The sequence below is a fragment of the Spirillospora sp. NPDC046719 genome (assembly GCF_040645715.1).
Taxonomy (GTDB): Bacteria; Actinomycetota; Actinomycetes; order Streptosporangiales; family Streptosporangiaceae; genus Spirillospora.
Window position 1 is genome coordinate 1 of sequence record NZ_JBEYYT010000085.1, and the last position, 25,096, is coordinate 25,096.

General features: G+C 74.6%; 24 protein-coding genes. 14 read left to right on the forward strand and 10 right to left on the reverse strand.

Translation table 11 applies throughout. The features are described 5' to 3' along the window. Positions 1 to 48: 48 nt before the first annotated feature. The 4 genes from ABZ914_RS17000 to ABZ914_RS17015 all read right to left on the reverse strand — a co-directional run bounded on the left by ABZ914_RS17000 (position 49) and on the right by ABZ914_RS17015 (position 5,648). Positions 49 to 1,206, reverse strand: a complete 1,158-nt coding sequence (locus tag ABZ914_RS17000) for an ABC transporter substrate-binding protein (RefSeq protein ID WP_500193850.1) — start codon at positions 1,204 to 1,206, stop codon at positions 49 to 51. Between the two features lie 61 nt (positions 1,207 to 1,267). Continuing rightward, positions 1,268 to 3,088, reverse strand: a complete 1,821-nt coding sequence (locus ABZ914_RS17005) for a thiamine pyrophosphate-binding protein (RefSeq protein WP_500193851.1) — start codon at positions 3,086 to 3,088, stop codon at positions 1,268 to 1,270. Further along, positions 3,085 to 4,143, reverse strand: coding sequence for a zinc-dependent alcohol dehydrogenase (locus ABZ914_RS17010; protein WP_500193855.1), 1,059 nt, complete (start codon positions 4,141 to 4,143; stop codon positions 3,085 to 3,087). The genes ABZ914_RS17005 and ABZ914_RS17010 overlap by 4 nt, the downstream gene beginning before the upstream one ends. Next, the gene (locus tag ABZ914_RS17015; RefSeq protein ID WP_433137277.1) at positions 4,140 to 5,648 is read right to left on the reverse strand and encodes an aldehyde dehydrogenase family protein; all 1,509 of its coding nucleotides are present in this window, start codon (positions 5,646 to 5,648) and stop codon (positions 4,140 to 4,142) included. The genes ABZ914_RS17010 and ABZ914_RS17015 overlap by 4 nt, the downstream gene beginning before the upstream one ends. Before the next feature lie 393 nt (positions 5,649 to 6,041). Here ABZ914_RS17015 and ABZ914_RS17020 point away from each other — a divergent pair, with 393 nt between their 5' ends. Genes ABZ914_RS17020 through ABZ914_RS17030 form a run of 3 tightly spaced genes read left to right on the forward strand, consistent with a single transcriptional unit; the run spans position 6,042 to position 8,902 of the window. Further along, positions 6,042 to 6,848 carry an IclR family transcriptional regulator domain-containing protein gene (locus ABZ914_RS17020; protein WP_190851504.1) on the forward strand — a complete coding sequence of 269 codons (807 nt, stop codon included), beginning with the start codon at positions 6,042 to 6,044 and terminating at the stop codon, positions 6,846 to 6,848. Between the two features lie 42 nt (positions 6,849 to 6,890). Next, the gene (locus ABZ914_RS17025; protein ID WP_500193858.1) at positions 6,891 to 8,087 is read left to right on the forward strand and encodes a CaiB/BaiF CoA transferase family protein; all 1,197 of its coding nucleotides are present in this window, start codon (positions 6,891 to 6,893) and stop codon (positions 8,085 to 8,087) included. 26 nt (positions 8,088 to 8,113) lie between these two features. Next, positions 8,114 to 8,902, forward strand: a complete 789-nt coding sequence (locus tag ABZ914_RS17030; protein WP_500193859.1) for a citryl-CoA lyase — start codon at positions 8,114 to 8,116, stop codon at positions 8,900 to 8,902. 27 nt (positions 8,903 to 8,929) lie between these two features. Here the strand turns inward: ABZ914_RS17030 and ABZ914_RS17035 are convergent, their stop codons facing one another. Then, the gene (locus tag ABZ914_RS17035) at positions 8,930 to 9,253 is read right to left on the reverse strand and encodes an ArsR/SmtB family transcription factor (RefSeq protein ID WP_500193861.1); all 324 of its coding nucleotides are present in this window, start codon (positions 9,251 to 9,253) and stop codon (positions 8,930 to 8,932) included. 82 nt (positions 9,254 to 9,335) lie between these two features. Between ABZ914_RS17035 and ABZ914_RS17040 the strand changes: the two genes are divergently transcribed. Both ABZ914_RS17040 and ABZ914_RS17045 read left to right on the forward strand, forming a co-directional pair. Then, complete coding sequence (locus tag ABZ914_RS17040; protein WP_500193862.1) at positions 9,336 to 10,457, forward strand: cation diffusion facilitator family transporter; 1,122 nt, start codon at positions 9,336 to 9,338, stop codon at positions 10,455 to 10,457. 4 nt (positions 10,458 to 10,461) lie between these two features. Further along, positions 10,462 to 11,307 carry a hypothetical protein gene (locus ABZ914_RS17045; RefSeq protein ID WP_500193864.1) on the forward strand — a complete coding sequence of 282 codons (846 nt, stop codon included), beginning with the start codon at positions 10,462 to 10,464 and terminating at the stop codon, positions 11,305 to 11,307. A 152-nt stretch (positions 11,308 to 11,459) separates the two neighbouring features. Here the strand turns inward: ABZ914_RS17045 and ABZ914_RS17050 are convergent, their stop codons facing one another. After that, the gene (locus ABZ914_RS17050) at positions 11,460 to 12,110 is read right to left on the reverse strand and encodes a TetR/AcrR family transcriptional regulator (protein ID WP_500193865.1); all 651 of its coding nucleotides are present in this window, start codon (positions 12,108 to 12,110) and stop codon (positions 11,460 to 11,462) included. 142 nt (positions 12,111 to 12,252) lie between these two features. Between ABZ914_RS17050 and ABZ914_RS17055 the strand changes: the two genes are divergently transcribed. Next, positions 12,253 to 13,284, forward strand: a complete 1,032-nt coding sequence (locus ABZ914_RS17055; RefSeq protein ID WP_500193867.1) for a medium chain dehydrogenase/reductase family protein — start codon at positions 12,253 to 12,255, stop codon at positions 13,282 to 13,284. A gap of 172 nt (positions 13,285 to 13,456) precedes the next feature. Further along, complete coding sequence (locus ABZ914_RS17060) at positions 13,457 to 14,035, forward strand: TetR/AcrR family transcriptional regulator (protein WP_500193868.1); 579 nt, start codon at positions 13,457 to 13,459, stop codon at positions 14,033 to 14,035. Between the two features lie 36 nt (positions 14,036 to 14,071). Here ABZ914_RS17060 and ABZ914_RS17065 read toward each other — a convergent pair whose 3' ends face one another. After that, positions 14,072 to 14,443, reverse strand: coding sequence for a DUF3140 domain-containing protein (locus ABZ914_RS17065; protein WP_500193870.1), 372 nt, complete (start codon positions 14,441 to 14,443; stop codon positions 14,072 to 14,074). 158 nt (positions 14,444 to 14,601) lie between these two features. On the opposite strand from ABZ914_RS17065, the gene ABZ914_RS17070 reads away from it, so the two are divergent. Both ABZ914_RS17070 and ABZ914_RS17075 read left to right on the forward strand, forming a co-directional pair. Continuing rightward, the gene (locus ABZ914_RS17070) at positions 14,602 to 15,027 is read left to right on the forward strand and encodes a MerR family transcriptional regulator (protein ID WP_500193872.1); all 426 of its coding nucleotides are present in this window, start codon (positions 14,602 to 14,604) and stop codon (positions 15,025 to 15,027) included. 107 nt (positions 15,028 to 15,134) lie between these two features. Beyond that, positions 15,135 to 15,902 carry an SDR family oxidoreductase gene (locus tag ABZ914_RS17075; RefSeq protein WP_500193873.1) on the forward strand — a complete coding sequence of 256 codons (768 nt, stop codon included), beginning with the start codon at positions 15,135 to 15,137 and terminating at the stop codon, positions 15,900 to 15,902. Positions 15,903 to 15,937: 35 nt separating this feature from the next. Here the strand turns inward: ABZ914_RS17075 and ABZ914_RS17080 are convergent, their stop codons facing one another. Continuing rightward, entirely contained in the window at positions 15,938 to 16,597 is a 660-nt protein-coding gene (locus ABZ914_RS17080) for a response regulator (RefSeq protein WP_190851476.1), read from the reverse strand. Next, positions 16,594 to 17,754, reverse strand: coding sequence for a sensor histidine kinase (locus ABZ914_RS17085; protein WP_500193875.1), 1,161 nt, complete (start codon positions 17,752 to 17,754; stop codon positions 16,594 to 16,596). The genes ABZ914_RS17080 and ABZ914_RS17085 overlap by 4 nt, the downstream gene beginning before the upstream one ends. 165 nt (positions 17,755 to 17,919) lie before the next feature. Here ABZ914_RS17085 and ABZ914_RS17090 point away from each other — a divergent pair, with 165 nt between their 5' ends. The 4 genes from ABZ914_RS17090 (at position 17,920) to ABZ914_RS17105 (ending at position 23,393) form a co-directional block, all read left to right on the forward strand. Next, positions 17,920 to 19,395 carry an MFS transporter gene (locus ABZ914_RS17090; RefSeq protein WP_500193877.1) on the forward strand — a complete coding sequence of 492 codons (1,476 nt, stop codon included), beginning with the start codon at positions 17,920 to 17,922 and terminating at the stop codon, positions 19,393 to 19,395. Positions 19,396 to 19,465: 70 nt separating this feature from the next. Further along, positions 19,466 to 19,849 (forward strand): cupin, encoded by a 384-nt coding sequence (locus ABZ914_RS17095; RefSeq protein ID WP_500193879.1) that lies wholly within the window; start codon positions 19,466 to 19,468, stop codon positions 19,847 to 19,849. After that, positions 19,846 to 21,675 (forward strand): ABC transporter ATP-binding protein, encoded by a 1,830-nt coding sequence (locus ABZ914_RS17100; protein WP_500193881.1) that lies wholly within the window; start codon positions 19,846 to 19,848, stop codon positions 21,673 to 21,675. Before ABZ914_RS17095 ends, ABZ914_RS17100 begins: the two co-directional genes overlap by 4 nt. Further along, positions 21,675 to 23,393: an ABC transporter ATP-binding protein gene (locus ABZ914_RS17105; protein ID WP_500193884.1), complete on the forward strand. Its 1,719-nt coding sequence runs from the start codon at positions 21,675 to 21,677 to the stop codon at positions 23,391 to 23,393. The genes ABZ914_RS17100 and ABZ914_RS17105 overlap by 1 nt, the downstream gene beginning before the upstream one ends. 39 nt (positions 23,394 to 23,432) lie before the next feature. On the opposite strand, the gene ABZ914_RS17110 is transcribed toward ABZ914_RS17105, so the two are convergent. Further along, positions 23,433 to 23,942 (reverse strand): nuclear transport factor 2 family protein, encoded by a 510-nt coding sequence (locus ABZ914_RS17110; RefSeq protein ID WP_500193886.1) that lies wholly within the window; start codon positions 23,940 to 23,942, stop codon positions 23,433 to 23,435. A gap of 285 nt (positions 23,943 to 24,227) precedes the next feature. Here ABZ914_RS17110 and ABZ914_RS17115 point away from each other — a divergent pair, with 285 nt between their 5' ends. Beyond that, the gene (locus ABZ914_RS17115) at positions 24,228 to 24,995 is read left to right on the forward strand and encodes an alpha/beta hydrolase family protein (protein ID WP_500193888.1); all 768 of its coding nucleotides are present in this window, start codon (positions 24,228 to 24,230) and stop codon (positions 24,993 to 24,995) included. Positions 24,996 to 25,096: the final 101 nt, after the last annotated feature.

Below are 25,096 nucleotides of genomic sequence, written 5' to 3' on the forward strand. Positions count from 1 at the left end.
GCCGGGCCCGCGGGCCCGGCCGCCCTCGGTCGTCCGGGTGGTCCGCCGTCAGCCGTCGGCCTTGACGACCGTCCCGTTCTTCATGATCCCGATGGAGGTCGCCTTGATGCCGACGCCGGTCTCGTCGTAGCGGAAGTCGCCGAGCAGCCCCTGGTACTGCACGGCGCGGATCGCGTCGGCCAGCTTCCTCCCGGTCGCGACCTTGCTGTTCTTCAGCGCGGTGAGCAGGATCGAGGTTCCGTCGTAGGCCTTGGCCCCGTGCAGTTCGGCGTCCTCGCCGTAGGCGGCCTTGTAGGCGGCGGCGAACTTCTTGGACGCGTCGCTGACGTCGTTGCTGAGGTAGGGCGAGCTGACGATGGTCCCCTCGACGTTCTTCACGCCCGCGGTGTCGCGGTAGACGGGGGTGCCCTGCGGGGCGGCGCCGGCGAACGGCGCGTCGATGCCGAGGTCGCGGGCCTGCTTGACGATGAGCCCGGACTCGACCTCCTCGGAGCCGACGAAGACCACCTCCGGCGACCTCTGCCGGATCTTGGTGAGCTGGGCGCTGAAGTCCTTCTGGTCGGTGGTGACGACCTCGTCGGCGACGGGCTTGACGCCGCGGTCGGTCAGCGCCTTGAGGAACGCGTCGTGCTCCCCCTTCCCGTAGGAGCCGTTGTTGCTGATCATCGCGATCTTCTTCATCTTCTTGCCGTCCACGACGTACTTGGCGAGCGTCTCGTCGTAGGTGGTGGACGTGGGCCCGTTGAGGAACAGGAACGGGCTCTTGAGCGCGACCATCCCGTTGGACTGGCCCGAGGCGATGTTCGGGATCTCCTCCTGGCGCAGGGTGGGCGCCATCGCGATGGTGACGGCGCTCTCGGCGGTGCCGATCATCGCGATGTAGTGCTGGCTGCCGATCTTGCGGGCGATGTTGGTGCCGACGGTCGGGTCGCCCTGGTCGTCGAAGACGTCCAGCTTGATGGTGCGGCCGTCGATGCCGCCGGCCTTGTTCCATTCGTCGACGGCGAGCTTGGCGCCCTTGTACTCCCACTTGCCGAGCGAGCTGAGCTGGCCGCTCTGCGCGTCGACCACGGCGATCTTGATGGGGCCGCTGCCGCCGGAGCCGGAGTCCTTCGACTCACCGGGGGCGCCGCACGCCGCGGTCAGGCCCGCGGCGAGGACTCCGGCGGCCAGGGCGGAGACACGGAGTCGGGGGGTGGTGCGCATGGATTCACCTCGGTGGGTGGAGATGTCGGGGGGTGGGTGCGGGGTGGGCTCGGAGGCCGGCTCAGGAGGCGGGCAGCGAGGGGTGGCCGCTGTCGCCGGGGAAGACACCCTGGTAGATGTCGTTGATGTTCCAGTGCCCGGGTGTGGGCACGGGCTCGTTGACCATCGGCACGTCCAGGACGGCCGGGCGGCGCGCGGCGACGGCCGCGCGCAGGGCGGGCAGGAGGGCGTCGGGTGCGGTGATCCGGTGCCCGTCGGCTCCGCACGCCTCGGCGTAGGCGGCGAAGTCGGGGCTGTAGGGGCGGCCGTCGGGGTCGCGGAACTCGCAGCCGTAGCTCGCGCCGAAGTTCGCGGCCTGCAGGTCGGCGATCGTGCCGTGGGCGCGGTTGTTCATCACCACGAAGATCACCGGCAGGCCCTGCTCGACGGCCATGGGGACGGCGGGCAGCTGCGCGCTCATGCCGCCGTCGCCGACGAGCGCGACGACGACGCGGCCGGGCGCGCCGATCTGCACGCCGACCGCCGCCGCCGGGCCGAAGCCCATGGTGGACGCGCCGCCGGGCGTGATGAAGCGGCCCTCGGCGGGCAGCTCGTAGCACTGGGCGACACCGTTCTTGTTCCAGCCGACGTCGGTGACCAGCACCGCGTCGGCGGGCAGCGCCTCGCGGAGGTCGGCGAGGATGCGTTCGGGCCGGAGCGGGAAGTCGCCGGAGCGGCCGCGCTCGCGGCTCCGCTCGAACAGGTCGGTGCGCGCGGCGCGGATCCGTTCGCGCAGTCCGGGCCGGTCGACAGGCTCGGGGTGGACGGCCCGCACCGCTTCGGCGACGGCCTGGACGGCGAGGGTGACGTCAGCGACGGCGCCGATCTCCACCGGGTAGTTGCGGCCGATCTCGGCGGCGTCGATGTCGATCTGGATGAGCCGTCCGGAGGTCGCCGGGGCGCCCGGGCCGCCGAGGTTCCAGGTGTAGCGGTCGTCCCACGAGCTGGCGTCGGTCTCCGCGAACCGCGTGGCCAGGGCGAGGACGACGTCGGCCTCGCGGGCGTAGTCGTTGGTGGTCTCCAGCCCCCAGAAGCCCGGCATGCCGAGCAGCAGCGGGTGGTCGTCGGGGACGGCGCCCTTGCCCATCAGCGAGTGGACGATCGGGATGTCGAGGTGCTCGGCGAGCGAGAGCAGCGCGCGGCGGCCCGCGGCGCCGCGCAGCCCGCCGCCGAGGTAGATCAGCGGACGCTCGGCCTCGGCGAGGCGCGCCGCGATCCGCTCCGCCGTCGCGTCCGGCAGGCCGGGGACGGCCTGGTGCGCGGGCAGCGGGTGGTCCGCGGGGGCGACCGGCCGGGAGAACAGGTCCATCGGGACGTTGAGCAGCACCGCGCCGGGCCGTCCGGTGGTGGCGGTCCAGAACGCCCGCTCGGTGAACCGCCCGAGGTCCTCGGCGCGGTGGACGTGCCAGGCGCGCTTGACGAACGGCCGGTAGATCGCGGTCTGGTCGGCGTCGTTGTGGAGGTTGACCTCCTGGTGCGGGTGCCTGCCCCGGTAGTAGGACGGGACGTCCCCGGCGATGGTGACGAGCGGGACGGAGTCGAGCGCGGCGGTCGCCACGCCGGTGACGGCGTTCATCATGCCGGGCCCGACGTGCACGAGCAGCACGCCCGGCCGCCCGGACGCGCGGGCGTAGCCGTCGGCGGCGTGCGCGGCGGCCTGCTCGTGCCGCGCGATGACGAACTCGATCGGGCTGCGGCCCAGCGCGTCCAGCAGGGCGATGTTGGTGTGGCCGCAGGTCCCGAAGACGTACTCGACGCCGTAGCGCTCGAGCTGCCGGACGAGCGCCTCCGCCGCGGACACCGCCACGGCGGGGTCGCTCTGGGGGTGGACGTCCACGGTCATGAGGGGGTCTCCTCGGTTCGGGTGACGGAGGTGCCGACGGAGTCGGCCCGGGGGGCGCGGGGGGCCGTCCCCCCTCGGGGCATGCTGATCCAGGTCTTGCCGGCGGTCTCCGCCGCCCGCGCGAACGCCTTCGGCGCGTCCGCGAGGTCGAAGCGCTCGCGCAGGATCCGGCCGGGGCGCAGGTCGTGCCCGGCGAGCGTCGCGAGGGTGCGGGGGAAGTCGGCGGGGTGGTCGTAGATGAGGCAGCCGCGCACGGTCAGGCGCCGCTGGACGAGGGAGAAGGTGGAGAGCCGGGCGGGGCGGGCGCTCTGCCCGACGGCGATGAGGGTGCCGCCGGGTGCGGTGCGCTCCAGCGCCTCCTCGAACGCCTCGGGCGCGCCGGACGTCTCGATCACGGCGGGGTAGGCGGTTCCGGAGGCGTCCTCGGCGGCGTCCCGCGCGCCGAGTTCGAGGGCCAGCGCGCGGCGCCCCTCGTGCGGCTCGACGATGAAGGGGACTCCTCCGGTGTGCGCCACGGCCAGGGTGACCAGCAGCCCTTGGGAGCCGGCGCCGACGACGAGGCACCTGTCGCCGGCGGCGAGGCCGCTCATCCGGACGGCGTTGAGCGCGACCGTGAACGGCTCGACGCACACCGCGTCGGCGTCGTCCCAGGAGTCGGGGACGGGCCAGGTGAAGCGGGCGGGGACCGCGACGCGCTCGGCGAGCAGCCCCGGGTCGGTGATGCCGGCCGCCCGGCGGTTCGGGCAGCCCGCCGTGGCGCCGGCGTGGCACGACGGGCAGGCCAGGCACGGGTAGTTCGGTTCGACGACGACGCGCTGCCCGGGGAACCGGTCGGCGACCTCCTCGCCGGCGGCGGCGACGACGCCGAACGCCTCGTGCCCGAGCACCCACGGCAGCGCGGGCACCGGGCGGTGGCCGGAGACGACGGCCAGGTCGGAGCCGCAGAGCCCGACCCCGTGGACGGCGACGACGACGTCCCGCGGCCCGCAGGACGGCTCGGGCCGGTCGTCCACGACGGCCACCTCGTCCGGCGCGGTGAGGACGACCGCCCTCACGCCGCGCCCCACAGCGAGGTCCCGCGCAGCATCATGGTCTTGACCACGGTGTAGTCGTCGATCATGCAGCGGGGCGACTCCCGTCCGAAGCCGGAGTCCTTGACGCCGCCGAACGGCACGTGGTCGAGCCGGAAGTTGGACGACCCGTTGACGACGAGCCCGCCGACCTCCAGGTCCCGCCACGCGGTGATGATCCGGTCCATGTCGCGGGTGAACAGGCCGGCCTGGAGCCCGTACCGGCTCTCGTTGCACTCCTCGATCACCTGCTCCAGGCCGTCGAACGGGAGCACGGCGACGAGCGCGCCGAAGACCTCGTGCCGGACGACCGAGGCGGTCGCGGGCGGGTCGGCCACGACCGTGGGCAGCGCGGTGGCGCCGTCGCGCTCGCCGCCGAGGAGCACGCGGGCGCCGGCCTCGGCGGCCTCCGCCGTCCACCGCACGACGCGTTCGGCGGCGTCCTCGTCGACCATCGAGCCGACGTCGGTGCCGGGGTCGAGCGGGTCGCCGACGGTCAGCGCCTTCACCTGGCCGGTGAACGCTTCGAGGAACTCCTCGAAGCGGGAACGCTGGACGTACACGCGCTGGACCGAGATGCAACTCTGGCCGGAGTTGCTGTAACCGGTGCGCGCGCACACGCGAGCGGCTTCGGCGATGTCGGCGTCCTCGCACACGATCGTCGCGGCGTTGCCGCCCAGTTCCAGGACGAGGCGCTTGGCCCCGGCCGCGCGGGCGACCGCGTTCCCGGTCGCGGCGCTGCCGGTGAAGCTGATGACGGCGACCTCGTCGGCCGCGCACAGCGCGGCGCCGACGGAGCCGTCGCCGTGCAGCAACTGGACGGCCTCGTACGGCATCCCGGCCTCGACCAGCAGCGCCACGATCGCCGTGGAGACGGCGGGCGCCTGCGGCGGCGCCTTGACGATCGTGGTGTTGCCCGCCGCGAACGAGGCGCCCAGCTTGTGCGCGAGCAGGTTCGCGGGCGCGTTGAACGGGGTGATGGCCAGGGCCACGCCCGCGGGTGCCCGGTAGGTGAAGGCGGTGTTGCCCGTGCCGCGCGCCCAGCCCGCCACGGGGAGCGTGTCGCCGCCGATCTGCCGCGCCTCGGCGGCGCACACCGCGAACGTGTCGGCGACCCGGTCGATCTCGCCGCGCCCGTCCTTGAGGGGCTTGCCCAGTTCAAGGGCGAGCAGCCGGGCAAGGCCGTCGCGGTGCTCGGCGGCGGCGCGCGAGGCCCTCTCCAGCACCTCGGCCCGCGAGGCCGGCGCGAGCCGCGCGACCGTCCGGGCGAAGGCGCGGGCTGGGGCGCGGACCTTCTCGACGTCGTCCGGGCCGGCGGCCGGGGCCCGGCTGACGGGCCTGCGCACGAACGGTCCGACGCGTTCGCCCTGCGGACCCGCCGACTCCCACCGGCCGGCGACCAGCGCCGCGGCCTGCACCGGTTCGCCCTCGGCCGCGGCCGCGAGCAGCGCTTCCAGCATCCGTTCCTCCAGATCCACCAAGCGGACCATTAGTGCCATCATGTGGACTTCGAGCCAACGTACGGGTCGGCGCCGCGCGCTGACAAGGGTCGGCGGCGAGAAAGTTGGGGCCGGAAATACGGCGGGACGGCCGGTCGCACGGCTCAGCCACCTCCCGGGTCGGCACCTAATGTTCGAACCAGTGAGTTAGTTATAGGTGACGTGGCTCACCGGGGGAAGAGTGCGCCGGAAAGTTCCCGATACCGCCGACTGATACCGACTGATGGTCCAACTAGACCACTGTGTGGACTCCGTGTAACGTACGAGCCGTCCCCGGCCGCACCGGGCACGGCCCCGCGCCGGCTCCCGCTCTCCATCCGCGGCCGAGCGCAGCACGCCGGGTTTCCCGGACACTACCGCCGACATCGGGGAGATCGAGGACCAGTGAGCCCAGCCAAGAAGCCCGGCGCCGAGCCGGCCGCCGACTCCCAGCCCGCCGATTCCCAGGGCGTCCGCAGCGTCCAGCGCGCCGTCGAGATCCTGTCCCTGCTCAGCGAGGAGCGCCCGGTGATCTCGATCCGCGAGATCGTCGAGGCGACCGGGCTGGCGAAGACCACGGTCATCCGGCTGGTCCAGACGCTGGAGCAGAACGGCCTGCTGTGGGCGGCGCCCAACGGCTACCTCCCCGGCCCCGGCCTCTGGCGCTGGGCCCACCTCGCGCGCAGCAGCTGGGAGCTGCCCCCGGAGACCCGCCGGTACATGCGCGACCTCGGCGCCCGCCGCCGCGAGACCGTCAACCTCTACATGCTCCGCGACATCTACCGCGTCTGCGTCGCCCAGCAGGAGAGCCCGCAGCCGCTCCGCCACGTCGTGCACGTCGGGGACGAACTCCCCCTCTGGGCCGGCGCCTCGTCCAAGGCCCTCCTCCGCGACGCGCCCGACTCCCTCCTCCGGCGCGTCGCCGTCAGCTCGCCCTACGGTGAGGGCCACGTCAAACGGCTGCGCGAGTGGATCGACGAGGCGGCGCACCGCGGCTGGGCCGTCAGCCACGGGGAGCGCGAGGACGGCCTGTCCGCCGTCGCCGTGCCCGTCCTCGGCCGGTCCGGGACCGTCGTCGCCGCGCTGTCCCTCAGCGGCCCCACCGTCCGCTTCCCCGACGACGTCGTCGAGCAGTACGCCGCGGACCTGCGCCAGGTGGCCGCGGAGATGTCGGAGCGCGGCTTCGACCACCCGCTCAGCCCCGCGCGCTGACCCGCGGCCGGACCCACGGCGTGACCTGAAGGAGCAAAGCGCATGTCAGAGCGACCGCTCAGCGGTGTACGCGTCCTCGACCTGACCAACGTCCTCGCCGGCCCGTACTGCAGCTACCAGCTGATGCTGCTCGGCGCCGAGGTCGTCAAGATCGAGGTGCCGGGGCAGGGCGACCTCGCCCGGCACCTCGGCCCCGACGCCGAGTTGAACCGGTCCGGGCTCGGCGCCTCGTTCCTGGCGCAGAACGCGGGCAAGAAGTCCGTCGAGCTGGACCTCAAGGACGCCGAAGACCGCGCCGCCTTCGAGGACCTGGTCCGCGGCGCCGACGTGCTGCTGGAGAACTTCCGCGCCGGCGTCCTCGCCCGGCTCGGATTCGGCTGGCCGCGGCTGCGCGAGCTGAACCCCCGGCTGGTCTACTGCGCCATCTCCGGCTTCGGCCAGAGCGGCCCCATGAGCCAGGCCCCCGCCTACGACCAGATCATCCAGGGGCTCTCCGGCATGATGAGCATCACCGGCACCGAGGAGACCGCCCCGCTCCGGATCGGCTTCCCCGTCTGCGACACCGTCGGCGGGCTCACCGCCGCGCTGCACATCTCCGCCGCCCTCGCGGGCCGCGCCCGCACCGGGACGGGAACGTTCCTCGACGTCTCCATGCTGGAGTCGGCCGTCTCGGCGATGGGCTGGGCCGTCTCCAACTACCTGGTCAGCGGCGTCGCGCCGGAGCCGATGGGCACCCAGAACGCCACCGCCGCCCCGTCCGGCACCTTCGAGGCGGCCGACGGCCCGCTCAACATCGCCGCGAACCGGCAGCGGCAGTTCGAGACGCTGTGCGGCCTCCTCGACCGCCGCGACCTCCTCGACGATCCGCGCTTCGCCGACCGGGAGCGGCGCAAGCGGCACCGCGACGAGCTGACCGGCGAGCTCAACCGCGCGCTGCGCCGCCGCACCGCCGAAGAGTGGGAGCGGATCCTCGCCCCCGCCGGCGTCCCGGCCGCCCGCGTCGTGACCGTCCCCCAGGCCGTCGGCCTCGACCAGCTCGAACACCGCGGCTTCTTCACCGAACTGCCCTTCCCGGACGGCTCCGGACGGGTCCTCAAGGTCTCCGGCGGCGGCGTCCTGCACGACGGCGAGCCCCTGCGGCCCACCGGGCCCCCACCGCTGCTGGGCGACCAGAACGCCGAACGCGACGCCCTCGCGGACCGCTGGAACGGCCGGGCCGAGAACGCCGTCACCCCATGACCGACCGTCCAGCGCAGGAGGCTCCCGTGACCGAGATCGACCCGACCGGCGCCGTCGCGGACTGGTGGGCGACCGCCGTCTCCCGGATGGAACCCGGCGTCATCGAGCTGCGCGGCCGCCCCGTCCAGGACCTCATCGGGACGACCGGCCTCACGTCCATGATCTGGCTGATGCTGCGCGGCGACCTCCCGGCGCCCCGCCAGGCCGCCCTCCTCGACGCGGCGCTCGTCGCCTCCGTCGACCACGGGCCCCAGGCGCCGTCCATCGCCATCGCCCGGATGGCCGCCACCTGCGGCGTCGGCCTGAACAACGCGGTCGCCAGCGCCGTCAACACCCTCGGCGACGCGCACGGCGGGGCGGGCGAGCAGTGCGTCCGGCTGCTGGACGACGTCCTCCGGCGCGAGGACGCCGGGCTCGACCTGCGCACGGCCGCCGACCAGGCCGTCGCGGACGGGCCCCGCTACGTGCCGGGCTTCGGCCACCGCTTCCACCCCCGCGACCCCCGCCGCGACCCGCTGCTCGCCCTGGTCGAGGACGCCGTGCGGGACGGCGTCGTCCCCGGCCGCCACCTGCGGGCCGGCAAGGCGATCGAGGCCCGCCTCGCCGAGGGCCGCGCCAGGCCCGTGCCGATGAACATCGACGGGGCCACCGCCGTCATCTACGCCGAGCTCGGGTTCCCCGCGCCGCTGGCGCGCGGCCTGTTCGTGCTCAGCCGGAGCGTCGGGATCCTCGCCCACGCCTGGGAGGAGTCCCAGAGCGGCCGGCGCAACAAGGGGCCCGTCCCCCGCGCCGTCCTCCCCGCCTACCGCCCCTGACCGGCGCGGCCCCGGCCGGGCTCCGGGTCAGTCGTCGTGCCGCGGCCGGCCCGTCACCTCGTGGCCGGCGTGGGAGAACGCCTCGGTGATCAGCGTCCGCACGTGGGTGTCGCGGGCCCGGTACAGGACCCTGCGGCCCTCGCGGCGGGTGTGCACCAGCCCGGTCATCCGGAGCTTGGCCAGGTGCTGGGAGACGAGCGGCCGGGACGTCTCCAGGAGGTCGGCGAGCGACGTGACGTCGTACTCGCCGGAGGTGAGGAGCCACATCAGCCGCAGCCGGGTCGGGTCGGCGAGCATCCGGAACGCGGCCGTGGCCGCCTCGATCTGAGCGCTCGAAGGATGCTGTCGCATGGACCTCGCACCTGCAATGTAGCCGCGTGCATACCTGACTACATATACTGGCCGCACGGCTCGCTCGCAACCGAGGAGGCCCATGTCGGATCCCACCGGCCCCGAACCCTCGCCCGGCCACGGGCATGGACACGGTCACGGGCATGGACACGGTCACGGGCATGGACACGGTCACGGGCATGAGCACGGTCACGGACACGGTCATGGGCACGGGCACGGGACGGCCGCGTCGTTTCTCGCCCGGGCCAAGCACCTGCTCGCCCCGCACGGCCACGACTCCGCCGACAAGACCGACGAGGCGTTGGAGACCAGCGGCCGAGGGCTGCGCGTGCTCGGACTGTCCCTCGCGGTGCTGGCCGCCACCGCGGCCGTCCAGGCGGCGATCGTGGTGCTCTCGGGGTCGGTGGCGCTCCTCGGCGACACCCTGCACAACGTCGCGGACGCGCTGACGGCCGTGCCGCTCGGCATCGCGTTCCTGCTCGGCCGGCGCGCCGCGACGCGCCGCTTCACCTACGGGTACGGCCGCGCCGAGGACCTGGCCGGGCTGGTGATCGTCGTGGTCATCGCCGCCTCCGCCGCCCTCGCCGGTTACGAGGCGTTCCGCCGCCTGATCGCCCCGCAGGACGTCCGGGCGCTCGGCTGGGTCGCGACCGCCGCCGTCGTCGGGTTCCTCGGCAACGAATGGGTGGCCCGGTACCGCATCAGGGTCGGCCGCGAGATCGGCTCCGCCGCCCTGGTCGCCGACGGCCTGCACGCGCGGACCGACGGCTTCACCTCGCTCGCCGTGCTGGCCGGCGCCGCCGGATCCGCCCTCGGCCATCCCGTCGCCGACCCGGTCGTCGGGCTGCTCATCACCCTGGCCATCTGCTTCGTGCTGCGCGACGCGATCAGGGAGGTCTACCACCGGCTGATGGACGCCGTGGACCCGGAACTGGTCACCGCCGCCGAGCGGATCCTGGCCCGGGTGGACGGGGTGCGGCGCGTCGGCGGCGTCCGGCTGCGCTGGGTCGGCCACACGCTGCGCGCCGAGACCGACATCGTGCTCGACCCGGACCTGTCGCTCGTGCAGGCGCACGCGGTGGCGGTGGAGGCGGAGCACCGCCTGATCCACGGCCTGCCGCGATTGCGGGCCGCCACCGTCCACGCCGATCCCGACGGCACGGACGGGACCGACCACCACGCCGCCCTGCACGGCCACCATTGAGAGCATGAAGCACCCTCCCCCTCCCCCCGCCCTGTCCGATCCCACCGGCCGGGAAGTCGTCCAGGCCGCGCTCGCCGAGGCCGCGGCGCGTCTGGACGAGCGGCTCGTGGCGGCCTTCGCCATCGGCAGCCTGGCGCACGGCGGGTTCGCCCCCCTGGTCAGCGACGTGGACGTGGCCCTCGTCGTCGACCGCGCCGACGCCGCCGCCGCGACGGCCGTCGACACCGTCCGCCGCGACACGATCCAGCGGTACGCGGGCACCCCTCACCACGCCCTCGCGTCGCGCCTCTCCCTCTTCTGGAGCGACTGGGAGAACCTGGCGGACGGCACCGACGCCGGCCGGTTCCCCGCGACCGACCGGCTCGACCTCCTTGACTCAGGCATCCTGTTGTACGGCGCCGACCGCCGTTCCGGTTGCGCGCGGCCCGGACGGGACGAACTTCTCCTCGACAGCGCCGCCTTCGCCGCGAACAAGTTCGCCGACCCCGCCTACGTGCACATGCTCAGGCACCCGGAGGGCCTCGCCGCCGAGGGCGCCCGCGCCGCCACCAAGGCCGTGCTGTTCCCCGTCCGGTTCGTCTACACCGCCGCCACCGGGCTGCTCGGCCGCAATGACGACGCCGCGCGCTGGTACACCGCCCCACCGCAGCCGTCGAGCAGCCTGGTCGCCGCGGCCGGACGCTGGCGGGCCGGCGGGATCGACGACGCCACGGCGGCCGCCGAGCTGCTCCGGCGGGAACTCCTGCCGCTCTACCTGCACTGCCTCGACCGCCTCCGCGAGCACACCGCCGCAGCCGGCCGGTCGGACCTCGCCGTCCCCCTGGCCCGCCTGCTCGACACCCTCGCTTAAGACGCCTGGCCGTCGTCGGCGTCAGAAGATGCTCGGTGAGCTGGGCCGGTTCGGGGCCGGCGCAAGGCGTACCGGACGCTTCCGGTCAGCCCGAGCGCCGTGCCGAGGAAGACGGAGTGCGGGTCAAGCACGGGCGGGCGCGCCGGAGGCGGTCACCGGGCGGCCAGGAGGGCGTCCACCTCGGCGTCGAAGAGCCGCGCGGCGTCGAATCCCATCCCGGTGAAGTGGCCGGCGAGCTCCAGCGACAGGACGCCGTGCAGCCGGGTCCAGAAGGTGAGCGCCCGGTGCAGGACCGCGGGCGGGGCGGGGTGGTCGCCGGCCCAGTCGCGGTGGTCCGCCAGGTGAGCGTCGAACGGCGTCTCCGGACCGCCGGACGGCAGCGCCGCGCAGGCGTCGAGCAGGAGCACCATGATCTCGGCGGGGATGCTCGTGATGTCGTCCGGCGCGTGGTAGCCGGGGACGGGGGTCCCGTAGATGAGCAGGTACCGCTGGGGGTCCTCCAGGGCCCAGGCGCGCAGCGTGCGCGCCAGCCCGGCGAGGCCGGCACCGGCGCCGGCGGCCGAGCGGAGGGTGTCGGCGAGGCTCCGGTAGGCGTCCCTGACGAGCTCGGTGATCAGTTCGTCGCGGCCGGCGTAGTAGCGGTAGAGCGCGGGGCCGCTCATGCCCATCCGCTTGGCGATCGCGTTGAGCGAGAGCGCGGACGCGCCCGTCGTGGCGATCTGCTCCCACGCGTGCTGCTTGATCTCCGCGCGCACCTGGGTGCGGTACCGCTCGCGCGGGGTCCGCGTCCCCGTCTCCGCCATGCGCCGCCGCCTTCCCGTCCGTCGCTACGGCTCGAAGATTTAGTTAGAGGCTATCACGAACCTTATTGACACTCGCACGAGCTGGCGGTTATAACTTCTAACGAAAGCGATAAGCCATCATCCGAGTGCACTGGAGGACCGTATGAACACCGAAGAGCTCGTCGAGGTCGTGCTGCCGGGCAAGGTCGAGCCGGAGGGGCTGCAGATCCGGCACGGGGACGTCCCCGTGCCGGGGCCGGGCCAGGTCGTGGTCCGGATGGAGGCGACCGGCGTCTCCTTCGCCGAGCAGCAGATGCGCCGCGGCCGCTACTACGACCAGCCCGCGTTCCCGTTCGTGCCCGGCTACGACCTCGTCGGCACCGTGCAGGCCGCGGGACGCGGCGTCGACCCGGGCCTGATCGGGACCCGGGTCGCGGCGCTGACCAAGGTCGGCGGCTGGGCCAGCCACGTCCTCCTCGACGCCGCGGACACCGTGCCGGTCCCCGACGGGATCGGCGCGGCGGAGGCGGAGACCCTCGTCGTCAACGGCATCACGGCCTGGCAGATGCTGCACCGCAAGGCGCGCGTCCGCGCCGGGCAGACCGTCCTGGTGCACGGCGCCAACGGCGGCGTCGGCTCGGTCCTGGTCCAGCTCGCCCAGGCCGCGGGCGCGAAGGTGATCGGGACGGCGTCCGCACGCCACCACGACCTGCTCCGCGAGCAGGGCGTCGCGCCCGTCGACTACCGCGCCGGGGACGTCGCCGCGCAGGTCCGCGCGCTCGCCCCCGGCGGGGTGGACGCCGTGTTCGACCATGTCGGCGGCGCCGGCATCGTCGACTCGTGGCGCCTCCTCGCCCCCGGCGGCACCCTCGTGTCCTACGGCAGCGCCTCCACCCGCGACGACGAGGGCTCCAAGCAGTGGCCCGTCTTCAAGCTGCTCGGACGCGTCTGGATGTGGAACGCCCTGCCCAACGGGCGCCGCGCCTACTTCTTCAACGCCTGGGCGGGACGGGCGCTGTCCAAGGACCGGTTCCGGGCCCGGCTGCGCGCCGACCTCACCGAGGTCTTCGCCGCGCTCCAGCGCGGTGACGTCACGCCCCGGATCGCGGCGGAGCTGCCGCTCGCCCGCGTCGCCGACGCGATGCGGCTCGCCGAGTCCGGGACCGTCGCCGGGAAGGTCGTGCTGACGCCGTAGTCCCGCTCGCGGGCACCGCCGCGAGCGTCACCGCCCTTGACATGCCCTCGGGTCGAGGGCCGACGGGAGGTGCCGGCGCCCGTAGGCGGCCGCAGGCAGCGCAGGCATCGAAGCGGGGAAAGTTTCCCCGGTTGTGCTGCTACCGTGTCCCTGCGACGCGAGGAGGTGGACGATGGCCAGGCCGATGCGCGCCGACGCGCGGCGCAACCTGGAGCGGATCCTGGCGGCCGCGCGGGACATGATCGTCGAGCGCGGTCCGGACGTCCCACTCGACGACGTCGCCCGCCGGGCGGAGGTCGGCAGCGGCACGCTCTACCGCCGCTTCCCCGACCGCGGCACGCTGCTGCACGCCGTCGCCCTCGACGCGCTGACCGGCACCCTGGAGGCCGCCCGGGACGCGTGCGAGCGGGAGCCCGACCCGTTCGAGGCGCTGGCCCGGTACCTGCGCCGGACGCTGGAGCTGCGCGTCTCCGCGGTGCTGCCGGCGCTGCTCGGCCGGGTCGATCTCGAGAACGATCCCGAACTCGCGCCGCTGCGGGCGGAGAGCCTCCGGCTCCTGGAGGGCCTCGTCGCCGCGGCGCACGCGGACGGGAGCCTGCCGGACGGCGTCACGTTCGCCGACATCGGCATGATGGCCGTCCGCATCGCCCGCCCGCTCCCGGGTCCGCTGTCGCCCGAGGAGAACCAGGCCCTCGCCCGCCGGCACCTGGACCTGTTCGTCCGCGGGCTCCGCGCCCAGGCCGCGTCGTGACCTCGCGGCGGGGCGCGCCATGACGGCCGGGGACGCCTATTTCAGGGGGTCGTGGCCCCAGTTCATCAGGGAGTAGCGCCACCGGGTGTCCCGGACGTCGCCGCGCGGGCGCTGGGCGAGGTGCCGGTGGACGTAGCCGACCACCTTGGTCATGTGCGCGTAGTCGTCGTCGGACAGGTCCGCCCTCTTCGTGCGCATCAGCCGGACGATCCGGCGCCCGGACGCGTGGCCCGCCGCCTCGCCGCCGTCCTTCCTCTGGCCGACGGACCTCGACTCGTCGGTGTCCAGCCACTCCTCGAGTTCCTTGGGCGTCATGTTGACGGCCGCGCCGAACTCCGCCGCGACGGCGTCCCGCTCGGCGGTCACGTCGTCGGCGAAGCGGAGAGCGTCTCTGCGTTCACTGCCCATTCGCTCGCGATACCCCCTCGCGAGCCGGGCATTCCCGAAGAACACCTGGTCAGAGCGGGAATCGCGGCCGGCTCGGACGGGCCTGCGGCAAGGAGGCGGGACCGCGATCCCGTCATCCTGATCACGTGGCGGCCCCTTGAACTACGCTTGAGGCCACCATGGCGGACGAGCGGCTGACGATCGGCGAGGTGGCGGACCGTACCGGGGTAGCCACGTCCGCTCTGCGCTACTGGGAGGAGTACGGGCTGCTGCCCGAACCGGCCCGGGTGTCGGGGCAGCGGCGCTACCCGCCGTTCGCGGTGGAGCACGTCGGGCTCATCCTGCTCCTGCGCGACGTCGGCTTCACGTTGCGCGAGATCAAGGCGCTCGTCAGGGCCCGCACGTCGGGAGGCGACTGGCGGGAGCTGCAACGGGACAAGCTCGCCGAGCTGGACCGGCAGATCGCCCGGATGCAGGCGGCGCGCGGCGCGATCGCCCACGGCCTGTCCTGCCCGCACGACAACGTCTTCGAGTGCCCCAACTTCGCCGACGCGCTCGCGGCACGGCTGGCGGGGGCGTCCATCGAAGAGGCGCACAAGCACTGATCCCGGTTCCTCCGCCCCGCGTGTCACAGGCGGGCGGGCTGTGTCGTCTCGGGTCCGACAACGGGTGCCGAGACGGGCGCACCCTTTCCACGACGAGGAGCGGGGACATGAGCGAGCAGGCCGAACAGCGCAAGGTCGCGCTGGTCACGGGGGCGAACAAGGGGATCGGGCGCGGAGTCGCCGCGCAGCTCGCCGCGGCGGGCATGACGGTCCTGATCGGAGCCAGGGACCCGCGCCGCGGTGAGGAGGCCGCCGCGGCGCTCCGCGAGGTGGGCGGCGACGTGCACGCGGTCGCCCTGGACGTCACCGACGCGGCCTCCGTCCGGGAGGCGGCCAAGCTGGTCGAGGAGCGCTTCGGCCGCCTCGACGTGCTGGTCAACAACGCCGGCATCAGCGGCTCCGGGCGGGTCGCGCCCGCGGACGCCCACGACCAGGTCCCGAGCACCGTCGACCTCGACATGGTCCGCAGGGTGTTCGAGACCAACGTGTTCGGCGTGATCGCGGTGACCAACGCGATGCTGCCGCTGCTGCGGCGGTCGCCGGAGCCGCGCGTCGTCAACGTCAGCAGCCACGCCGCCTCGCTGACGATCTTCAGCGACCCGGACGGCCCCATGGCGTCGCTGCTGCCGTCGGCGGCGTACTCGCCGTCCAAGAGCGCGCTGAACGCGCTGACCGTGCAGTACGCCAACGAGCTGCGCAAGGACGGCGTGCTCGTCAACGCCGTCGCGCCCGGCTTCGTGGCCACGGACAGCAACGACCACACCGGCTTCCTCACCGTGGAGCAGGGCGCGGCGGTCGTGGTCCGGCTGGCCACGGCCGGCGAGGACGGGACGACCGGCGGCTTCTTCGGCGAGGAGGGCCCGATCCCCTGGTGACCGCGGGCGCGGCGCCCGTCAGGCGCGGGCGCCCGTCACACGCGGCGGGGCGTGACGAGGCCGGACTCGTAGGCGAAGACCACGAGCTGGGCGCGGTCCCTGGCCCGCAGCTTCGTCATCGCCCTGCTGACGTGCGTCTTCGCGGTGGTCGGGCTGATCACCATGCGGGCGGCGATCTCGTCGTTGGACAGGCCCCGCGCCACCAGCGCGGTGACCTCCCGCTCCCGGTTGGTCAGCACGTCCAGCGCCTGCGGCGCGGGCTCGGGGCGGCGCGCGACGTACTCGGCGATCAGCCGGCGGGTGATCGCGGGCGACAGCAGCGCGTCGCCGCGGGCCGCGACCCGCACGCCCTGCAGCAGGTCGGCGGGCTCGGTGTCCTTGACCATGAAGCCGCAGGCGCCGGCGCGGAGCGCGTTGAAGACGTACTCGTCGAGGCCGTAGTTGGTGAGGATGACGACGTGGACGCCGCTCAGCCGCTCGTCGGCGGCGATCAGCCGGGTCGCCTCGATGCCGTCCATCACCGGCATCTGGATGTCGACGAGGGCGACGTCGGGCCGGTGCTCGCGGGCGAGCGCGACGCCCTGCTCGCCGTTCGCGGCCTCGGCGACCACCTCGATGTCGTCCTCGATCTCCAGCAGGGCGCGGAAGCCGCCGCGGATCAGCGCCTGGTCGTCCATGAGCAGCACGCGGATCACGCCGCTCCCTCCAGAGGCAGCTCGGCGCGCACGATGAAGCCGCCCTCGGCGCGGGGCTCGGCGCGGAGCCGGCCGCCGAGCGCCGCGACGCGCTCGCGCATGCCGAGCAGCCCCTTGCCGGGCACCGGCGGCGCGTCCGGATCGGCCTTGCCGTCGTCCTCGACCTGCACGACCAGCGCGCCGTCCGCGTAGTCGACGCACACCGCGGCGGCCGCGCCGCCCGCGTGCCGGGAGACGTTGGTGAGCGCCTCCTGGACGATCCGGTACGCGGCCCGGTCCACCTCGGCGGGCAGGTCGCGGCGGGCGCCGGAGACCGTGACCGTGGCGTCCAGGCCGGCGGAGCGGGCCCGGTCGACCAGGTCGCCGAGGCGGTCGAGGCCGGAGGCCGCGGCACCGCCCCCGGATCCGTCGCCGTCGTCGGAGTCGCCGGAGTCGCGCAGGACCTCCAGGGTGGCGCGCAGCTCGCGCATGGCGTCGCCGCTGGCCTCCTGGATGGCCACCAGCGCCGGAGGGACCTCCTCGCCGCGCCGGTGCGCCAGGTGGACGGCCACCCCCGCCTGGACCTTGATGACGGAGATGCTGTGGGTGAGGGAGTCGTGCAGCTCCCGGGCGATGCGGAGCCGCTCCTCCCCCGCGCGGCGGCGGGCCGCCTCCTCCCGGGTGCGCTCGGCCTCGGCGGCCCGCTGCTCGGCCTCCTCCAGGTACGCCTGCCGGTGCCGGGTGACGGTCGCCGCGACGCCGGCCGCGACGAACCAGCCGACCAGCAGCGCGACGCTCTGGAGGTTCTCCCCGGTCCCGTCGGCGCCGGGCAGGTTCACCGCCACCGCGATGCCCAGGAACGCCAGGCTCACCAGCGCCGCGGCCACCCGGTGGCCGGCCCTGACCGCGCCGAACACCGCCACCATGACGGGATAGGCCGCCGCCGGGCCCGGCTGCGTGCGGCCCGCGACCACGAGCATGAACGCCGCGCTGAGGGCGAGCGCCGCCAGCGGCGCCCGGCGCCACGCGACGAGCGCGAGCGAACCGGCGATGCCGGCCGCGAGATCCAGCGCGCCCGCGCGCGGCGAGTAGAGCATGACGACCGTCAGCAGGACGGCCATCGCCGCGGCGAGCAGGCCGTCCTCGGCGAGCGGCCGCCTCGCGTCCAAGAACCTCATTCACGTAGGTTATGGGCCCTTTTCTCCGGCGTCCTCCGCTGGAGGGAGCAATCCCGGACTACTCCCGGCGTCGTAGTCCGGCCGGGCGTACTCCCGGGGTGCCGGGCGAAGGTGTCTTCCCCCGCACGATGACCGCCGACCAGTGCGAACAGCACCATTTCCGGCATGTACACGATCCGGAAATCGGCCCGCGGACGGGCGGGCGCCGAGCCGGCCGCCCGGCCCGGGCTCACGCTCGCGGCGGTGGCCGTCGTGCAGTTCATGGTGTCGCTGGACCTGTCCGTCGTGAACGTCGGGCTCCCGCGGATCGCGTCCGGCCTCGGGTTCGGCGCGGTCGGCGTGACCTGGGTGATCCACGCCTACGCCCTCTCGTTCGGGGGGCTGCTCCTGCTGGGCGGCAAGGCCGCCGACCGGTACGGCCGCAAGCGGGTGCTGCGGCTCGGGCTCGGCCTGTTCGGCCTCGCGTCGCTCCTCGGCGGCCTCGCGCAGGAACCCGGCCATCTGGTCGCCGCCCGCGTCGCCCAGGGCGTCGGGGCCGCCGCGCTGGCGCCGGCCGCGCTGGCCCTGCTGACCGCGACGTTCCCCGCCGGGCGGGCCCGCGTCCGCGCCTTCGGGATCTGGAGCGCGATGAACGCCGCCGGGGGCGCGTTCGGCGTGCTTATCGGCGGCCTGCTCACCGAGTACGCCGGCTGGCGCTGGGTGATGTTCGTGAACGTGCCCATGGCCGCGGCCGCGCTGGCCATGGCCTGGCGGGGCGTCGCCGCCGATCCGCCCCGGGAGCGCGGCGGCCGCCCCGACGTCCTCGGCGCGGTCCTGGCCACGGCGGGCGTGACCCTGCTGGTGTTCGGCGTCGTCCGCACCGACCGGCACGCCTGGACCTCGGCGGCCACCGTGACGACGCTGGCGGCCGCGGTCGCGCTGCTCGTCGCGTTCGTCCTCGTCGAGCGGTCCACCGCCCGCGAGCCGCTGATCCGGCTCGGGCTGCTGGCGAACCGCTCGGTCGCCGGCGCGAACGCCTACAACCTGCTGACCGGCGCGGCCCTGTCGTCGTCCTTCTACTTCGTCTCCCTCTACCTGCAGCGCGTCCTGGGGACGGAACCGGCGCTGACCGGGCTCGAGTTCGTGCCGTTCGCGCTCGGGGTGATCGTCGGCTCGTTCCTCGCCGTCAAGCTCGGCTACCGCCTCCCCGCCCGCACCCTGCTGGTCGCCGGCGGCCTCATGACCGCGGCGGGGTTCGCCTGGTTCGGCCGGATCGGCGCCGACGGCTCCTTCCTCACCGACGTGCTGGGCCCGTCCATCGTCGCCAGCGTCGGGTTCGGGCTCTGCCTCGCGCCGCTCGTCTCCACCGCCACCACCGGCGTGGCGCCCCACGAGGCCGGCGCCGCGTCCGGCCTGCTCAACAGCGTCCGCCAGCTCGGCGCCTCGCTCGGACTGGCCGCCCTCGGCACCGCGGCGCACGACCGCACCGGCGACACCGTCACGCCCGCCTCGCTCAGCGACGGGTACGCGTTCGGCTTCACCATCGGCGCGGCGCTCCTGCTCGGCGCCGTCGTCATCGCCCTCACGGTGCTGCGGCGGAGCGGCCCGCCCGTACCGGCCGGACGGACCGGCGACCGCGAGCCGGTCGCCGCCGCGGACTGACCGGCCCCTCCGCACCCCCTCATCCGCTCGCTCTCCGCAGGCTCGCTCTCCGCAGGAAGGACGGCCCGGCATGCCCCTCGCCCCGATCGACCTCTTCGCGTCCCTTCTCCACCTCCGCCAGGGCGGCACGATCCACGCCGAGAAAAGGACGGTGTGCTCCGGCCACGACGGCTGGCGGCTGACGGCCTTCCACGCGAAGACCGACGCCGACGTCCACGGCGGCCACTGGGAGGTCCATCCCGAGGCCGAGGAGGTCGTCTCCTGCCTCATCGGGAAGATCCGGCTCTACCTGCGCCCGGAGGAGCCGGGGCAGGAGGAGGAAGAGGTCCGGCTGCCGGCCGGGACCGCCGCGATCGTCCCGCGCGGGCGGTGGCACCGCATCGCGCTGGACGTGCCCAGCAGCATCATGGCCGTCACCCTGCCGCAGGGCAGCCGGGTGGAGGCGCGCCGATGACCGCCGCCGGCCTCGCCGAACGGCGGTCCGCGCCGGCCTCCTCCGCCGGCTCCGCGGCGGACGACGCGCCGGGCGGGCTGCTGCGCCCGCACGTCCGGAGCTTCGCGGCGCTCGTCGCCCTGCAGGTGGTCGGCGCCGTGGCCGGCCTGGCGCCGCTCCTGGCGGTCGCCGAGGTTGGCCGCGCCCTGCTGGCGCCCGGCCCGGCCGACCACGGCCGCGTCTGGACGGCCGTGGTCGCGGGCGCGGCCGGGTTGCTGGTCCGGCTGCTGTGCACGGCCGCGTCCTCCGGGATCGGGCACCTGCTCGACGGCCGGGTGCAGCTGGCGTTCCGGCGGCGGCTGGCGGCGCGGCTGGGCCGCGTCCCGATCGGCTGGCTGTCCGGCCGCCGGACCGGCGAGCTGGCGAAGCTCGTCGGCGACGATGTCAGCGCCGTGCACCCGTTCATCGCGCACACCCCCGGCGAGCTCGTCACCGCGTTCGTGGTGCCGCTGGTGTCGCTGGTCTACCTGTTCGCCGTCGACTGGCGCCTCACGCTGATCACGCTGGTCCCGGTGCTGCTGGCGGTGGCGCTGGTGCCGCTGATGATGACGCCGGGCCGGCTGCGCGAGCAGCGGGAGTTCGACGCGGCGATGGGCCGGATCGCGAGCTCCGTCGTCGAGTTCGTCCAGGGGATCGCGGTCGTTAAGGCGTTCGGCGGAGGCGAGCGCGCGCTCCGGCGGTTCGTCGAGGCCGTGGACGCGTTCGTCACCGCCTTCTTCCGCATGGTGCGCGCGCTCGCCGGGGCCGCCGCCGCCATACAGCTGGTGCTGTCGCCGCCGTTCGTGCTGCTGGCCGTGCTGACCGGCGGCGCCGTGCTGATCGACCGCGGCGGCATGGCCCCGGTCGACCTGCTGCCCTTCCTGCTGCTCGGGCTGGGGCTGACGGCTCCGGTCGCGGCGCTCTTCCACGGCTTCGACGACCTGCAGGGCGCGCGGCGCGCGGTCGGGCGGATCCGGGAGGTGCTCGCGGTGCCGCCGCTGCCCGAGCCCGCGGTCCCGGTCGCGCCGCGCGGGCACCGGGTGGAGCTGCGGGACGTCCACTTCGGTTACGGTCCCGACCGCGAGGTGCTGCGCGGGATCGACCTGGTGCTGGAACCGGGCACGGTCACCGCGGTCGTCGGGCCGTCGGGCGGCGGGAAGTCGACGCTGGTGCGGCTGCTGCCGCGGTTCTTCGACCCGACCCGGGGCTCGGTCATGCTGGGTGGCGTCGACCTGCGGGACCTCGCCGGACGGGACCTCTACCGGACGGTCTCCTTCGTCTTCCAGGACGTCCGCCTGCTGCGCGCGTCGGTCGCGGACAACATCGCGCTCGCGGTGCCGGACGCGGCCATGGACGACATCGTCCGCGCCGCCCGGCGGGCGAACGTCCACGACCGCGTCCTGGAGCTGCCGCGCGGTTACGACACGGTGCTCGGCGAGGAGGCCGGCCTGTCGGGCGGCGAGGCGCAGCGGATCTCGATCGCCCGCGCGCTGCTCGCCGACACGCCCGTCCTGGTGCTCGACGAGGCGACCGCGTTCGCCGACCCGCAGACCGAACTGGCAGTGCGGCGGGCGCTGACGTCACCGGGCGGCGACCGGACGGTCCTCGTCATCGCCCACCGGCTGGAGACGATCGCCGACGCCGACGCCGTCGTGATGCTGGAGGACGGGGCGATCGCCGAGCGCGGCGCGCCCGCCGAGCTGCTGGCGCGGGACGGGCGGTTCGCCGCGTTCTGGCGGTCCCACCTGTCGGCGGCCGGCGGCGAGGCCGCGCCCCGCCCCGGCGCACCGCGAGGAGACGACCTGTGATGATCTCGATGCTGTTCCGGGTGCTGGGGGCCGAGTATGCCCGTCCGGTGCGCCGCACCGTGGCCCTGATGACGGCGGCCGCGGTGGTCGAGGGCCTGTCCTACGCGCTGCTGGTGCCCGTCCTCCGGAAGCTCCTCGGGGGCGCGCCCGGAGACGCCCGGCCGTGGCTGATCGCGTTCGGGGCCGCGGTCGCGGTGTACGGGGCGCTGCGGTACGTCAGCGACCTGTCCGGGTTCCGCGTCGGGACCACGCTGCTGCGCGGGATGTACTACCGGCTCGGCGACCACCTGGCCCGGCTGCCCGTCGGCTGGTACGGCCCGCGCCGCGTCGGGGAGGTGTCCGTCCTCGCGGGGCGCGGGCTCATGCAGGCGATGAGCGTGATCGCGCACCTGCTGGCGCCGCTCGTGTCCGCCTGCGTGACGCCGCTGACGATCGTCGCCGTGATGGTCGGCTTCGACTGGCGGATGGGCCTGGCCGCGCTGCTCGCGGCGCCGCTCGTCGCGGCGGTCCAGGTCCTGGCGGGGCGCGCGATGGCCGCCGCCGACGCCGAGCGCGCCGACCGCGACCACGAGGCCGCGGCGCGGGTCGTCGAATACCTGCGGGCCCAGCCGGTGCTGCGGGCCGGCGGCCGGACCGCCGAACGCTTCCGGATGCTCGACGACGCGCTCCGCGGGCTCCAGCGCGCGTCCCGCCGCTCCACGCTGTCGGCGCTGCCCGGAATCCTCGGCTTGACGCTGACGGTGCAGGCGGTGTTCACCGTGCTCCTGGCACTGGGCTCCTACCTCGCGCTCGGCGGGCACATCGGCGCCGCCGACGTCCTGGCGATCCTGGTGCTCGCCGCCCGCTGCGCCGACCCGCTGCTGTCGCTGTCGGAGCTCGGCGGCCGGCTGCGCGGCGCGCGCGCACAGCTGGCCCGGCTCGACGAGGTGCTGAGCACCGAGCCGCTGCCGGAGCCCCGCGAACCCGTCCGGCCGGAGCACGGCGGCCTGGAGTTCGCGTCCGTCACGTTCCGGCACGGCGACCGGACGGTGCTCGACGACGTGTCGCTGTCCGTGCCGGAGGGAGGGCGGCTCGCCGTGGTCGGCCCGTCGGGGGCGGGCAAGAGCACCCTGCTGCATCTGCTCGCGCGGTTCTCCGACGTGGACGGCGGGTCGGTCCGGGTCGGCGGCGCGGACGTCCGGGACATCGGCGCCGAGGCGCTGATGGCGCGGATCGCCGTCGTCTTCCAGGACGTCCACCTCTTCGACGGCACGATCGAGGAGAACGTCCGGCTCGGCCGCCCGGGCGCGAGCGACGCGGAGGTGCGGGCGGCGGCGAGCGCGGCGCGGCTGGACGAGGTGGTCGGGCGGCTGCCCGGCGGCTGGGCGGCGAACGTCGGCGAGGGCGGCGAGCTGCTGTCGGGCGGTGAGCGCCAGCGCGTCTCCATCGCGCGGGCGCTGCTCAAGGACGCGCCCATCGTGCTGCTCGACGAGGTGACCTCCGCGCTGGACCCGGTGAACGAGGCGGCCGTCCACGACGGCATCGAACGCCTGGTGGCGGGCCGGACGGTGGTGATGGTGGCGCACCGGATGCGGACCGTACGGCGCGCGGACCGCGTCGTCTTCCTGGACGGCGGCCGCATCGTGGAGGAGGGCGCCCACGACGAGCTGCTGCGGCGCGGCGGCCGCTACGCCGGCTTCTGGGCGCTGGCCACGAGCCCGGTCGCGAGCGGGCGGTGACCTGATCCGTTCCCGGCCGGTCGACCGGCCGGGAACGGGTCAGCGCCCCATCACCTGGTTCACGCGGGTGCCCTCGGGCAGCGGGCGCAGGATCGTCCACAGCGTCCGGACGTGCGACTTCGCCATCTTCCAGCGCCCGTCCTCGACGACGTACTCGTCGTCGTACTCCGCGGCCATGAGCAGCTCGGTGCCGTCCACCCGGTTCAGCTGCCTGAAGCGCAGGGACCAGGTGCCGGTCGCCGTGGAGTCGTCCAGAACGGTGATGACGGGGTGGAAGCCGTGGTGCATGTCGAGCACCGCGTACCCGCCGTCGACCTCGCGCAGCGCGATCTCGGTGAACACCCTGGTGAGCGCGTCCGCGTCCGTGAACGTGCCGAGCGAGCCGTAGTCGATCGACGCGGGCCCCTTGGTGAAGCTCTCCCGGAACGCGACGGGGTCCTTGGCGTCGCACGCGCGCCAGTAGCGGTGCTTGAGGGCCTTGATCGCCTCGATGCGCTCCAGATCGGCCACCCGCTGCTCCAGGGAACGGTGCCCTGCGTCGTCCGCCATGTCGAACCCCTCTCAGAGTGGATCGCGCAACGCTAACGGCGCGCGCCGCACGGCATGGCGGGCGTTCCCGGCCAGCGGGAGCGCGGGGAACGCGAGACCGCCCGAAAAAGGGATTGGGCGGGACGGCGGCGAGCTGATAACGTACGCGACGCCGTGAAACCGCGCGAGGAGGTGAGACCCATGAACGCTGTTCAGAAGTGGGTGCTCCCCTTCGCTCTCACGGTCGGCGACTGACGCAGGTGTCGCCGGGAGCGCCCCACCAAGGCGATCCCGAAAGGCACCACCATGAATTCCTTGCGTTTCACCGCGGAGACCACGTCGAACGGCGTCGTCGAACGCGACTTCACCCTCGGCGACGTCACCGGCGTCCTCTGGTCCCCCGCCTCCGGCCCCGCCCACGCACCGCTGGTGCTCATGGGCCACGGCGGCGGCCTGCACAAGAAGACCCCCGCCCTCGCGGCCCGCGCCCGCCACCTCGCCACCACCTGCGGTCACACCGTCGCCGCCATCGACGCGCCCGGGCACGGCGACCGGCCGCGCACGGCGGAGGACGAGCGGGCCCGCGCGGAGCTCCGGCAGGCGATGGCGGCGGGCGACCCGATCGGCCCGGTCAGCGCCCGGTACGGCGCGTCGCTGGCCGAGCAGGCCGTCCCGGAATGGCGGGCGACGCTGGACGCCCTCCAGGACCTGCCGGAGATCGGCGCCGACGCGCCGGTCGCCTACGGCGGCGGCATCACGCTCGGCACCGCCATCGGGGTACCGCTGACGGCGGCCGACCCGAGGATCACCGCCGCGATCTTCGGCGGCGGGTTCGTCGTGTACGACGCCCTGCTCGAAGCGGCCCGGCGGGTCACCGTCCCGGTCCTGTTCATGCTCCAGTGGGACGACGAGCACGTCGACCGGCAGGCCGCGCTCGGGCTGTTCGACGCCTTCGGCTCGAAGGAGAAGACGATGCACGCCAACCTGGGCGGGCACGGCGGGGTCCCGGCGTTCGAGGACCCGGCCCCGTTCCTCACCCGGCACCTCGGCACGGCGGTCGCGACAGCGGCGTGACCCGGCCCCGGGGGGGGGGGGGGGCCCGGGCGGCCGCGGCGCCCTGGCCGCTCGGCGGCGCCGCCGGGGGGGGGGGGGGGGGGGCGGCCGCCCGGGCCCGG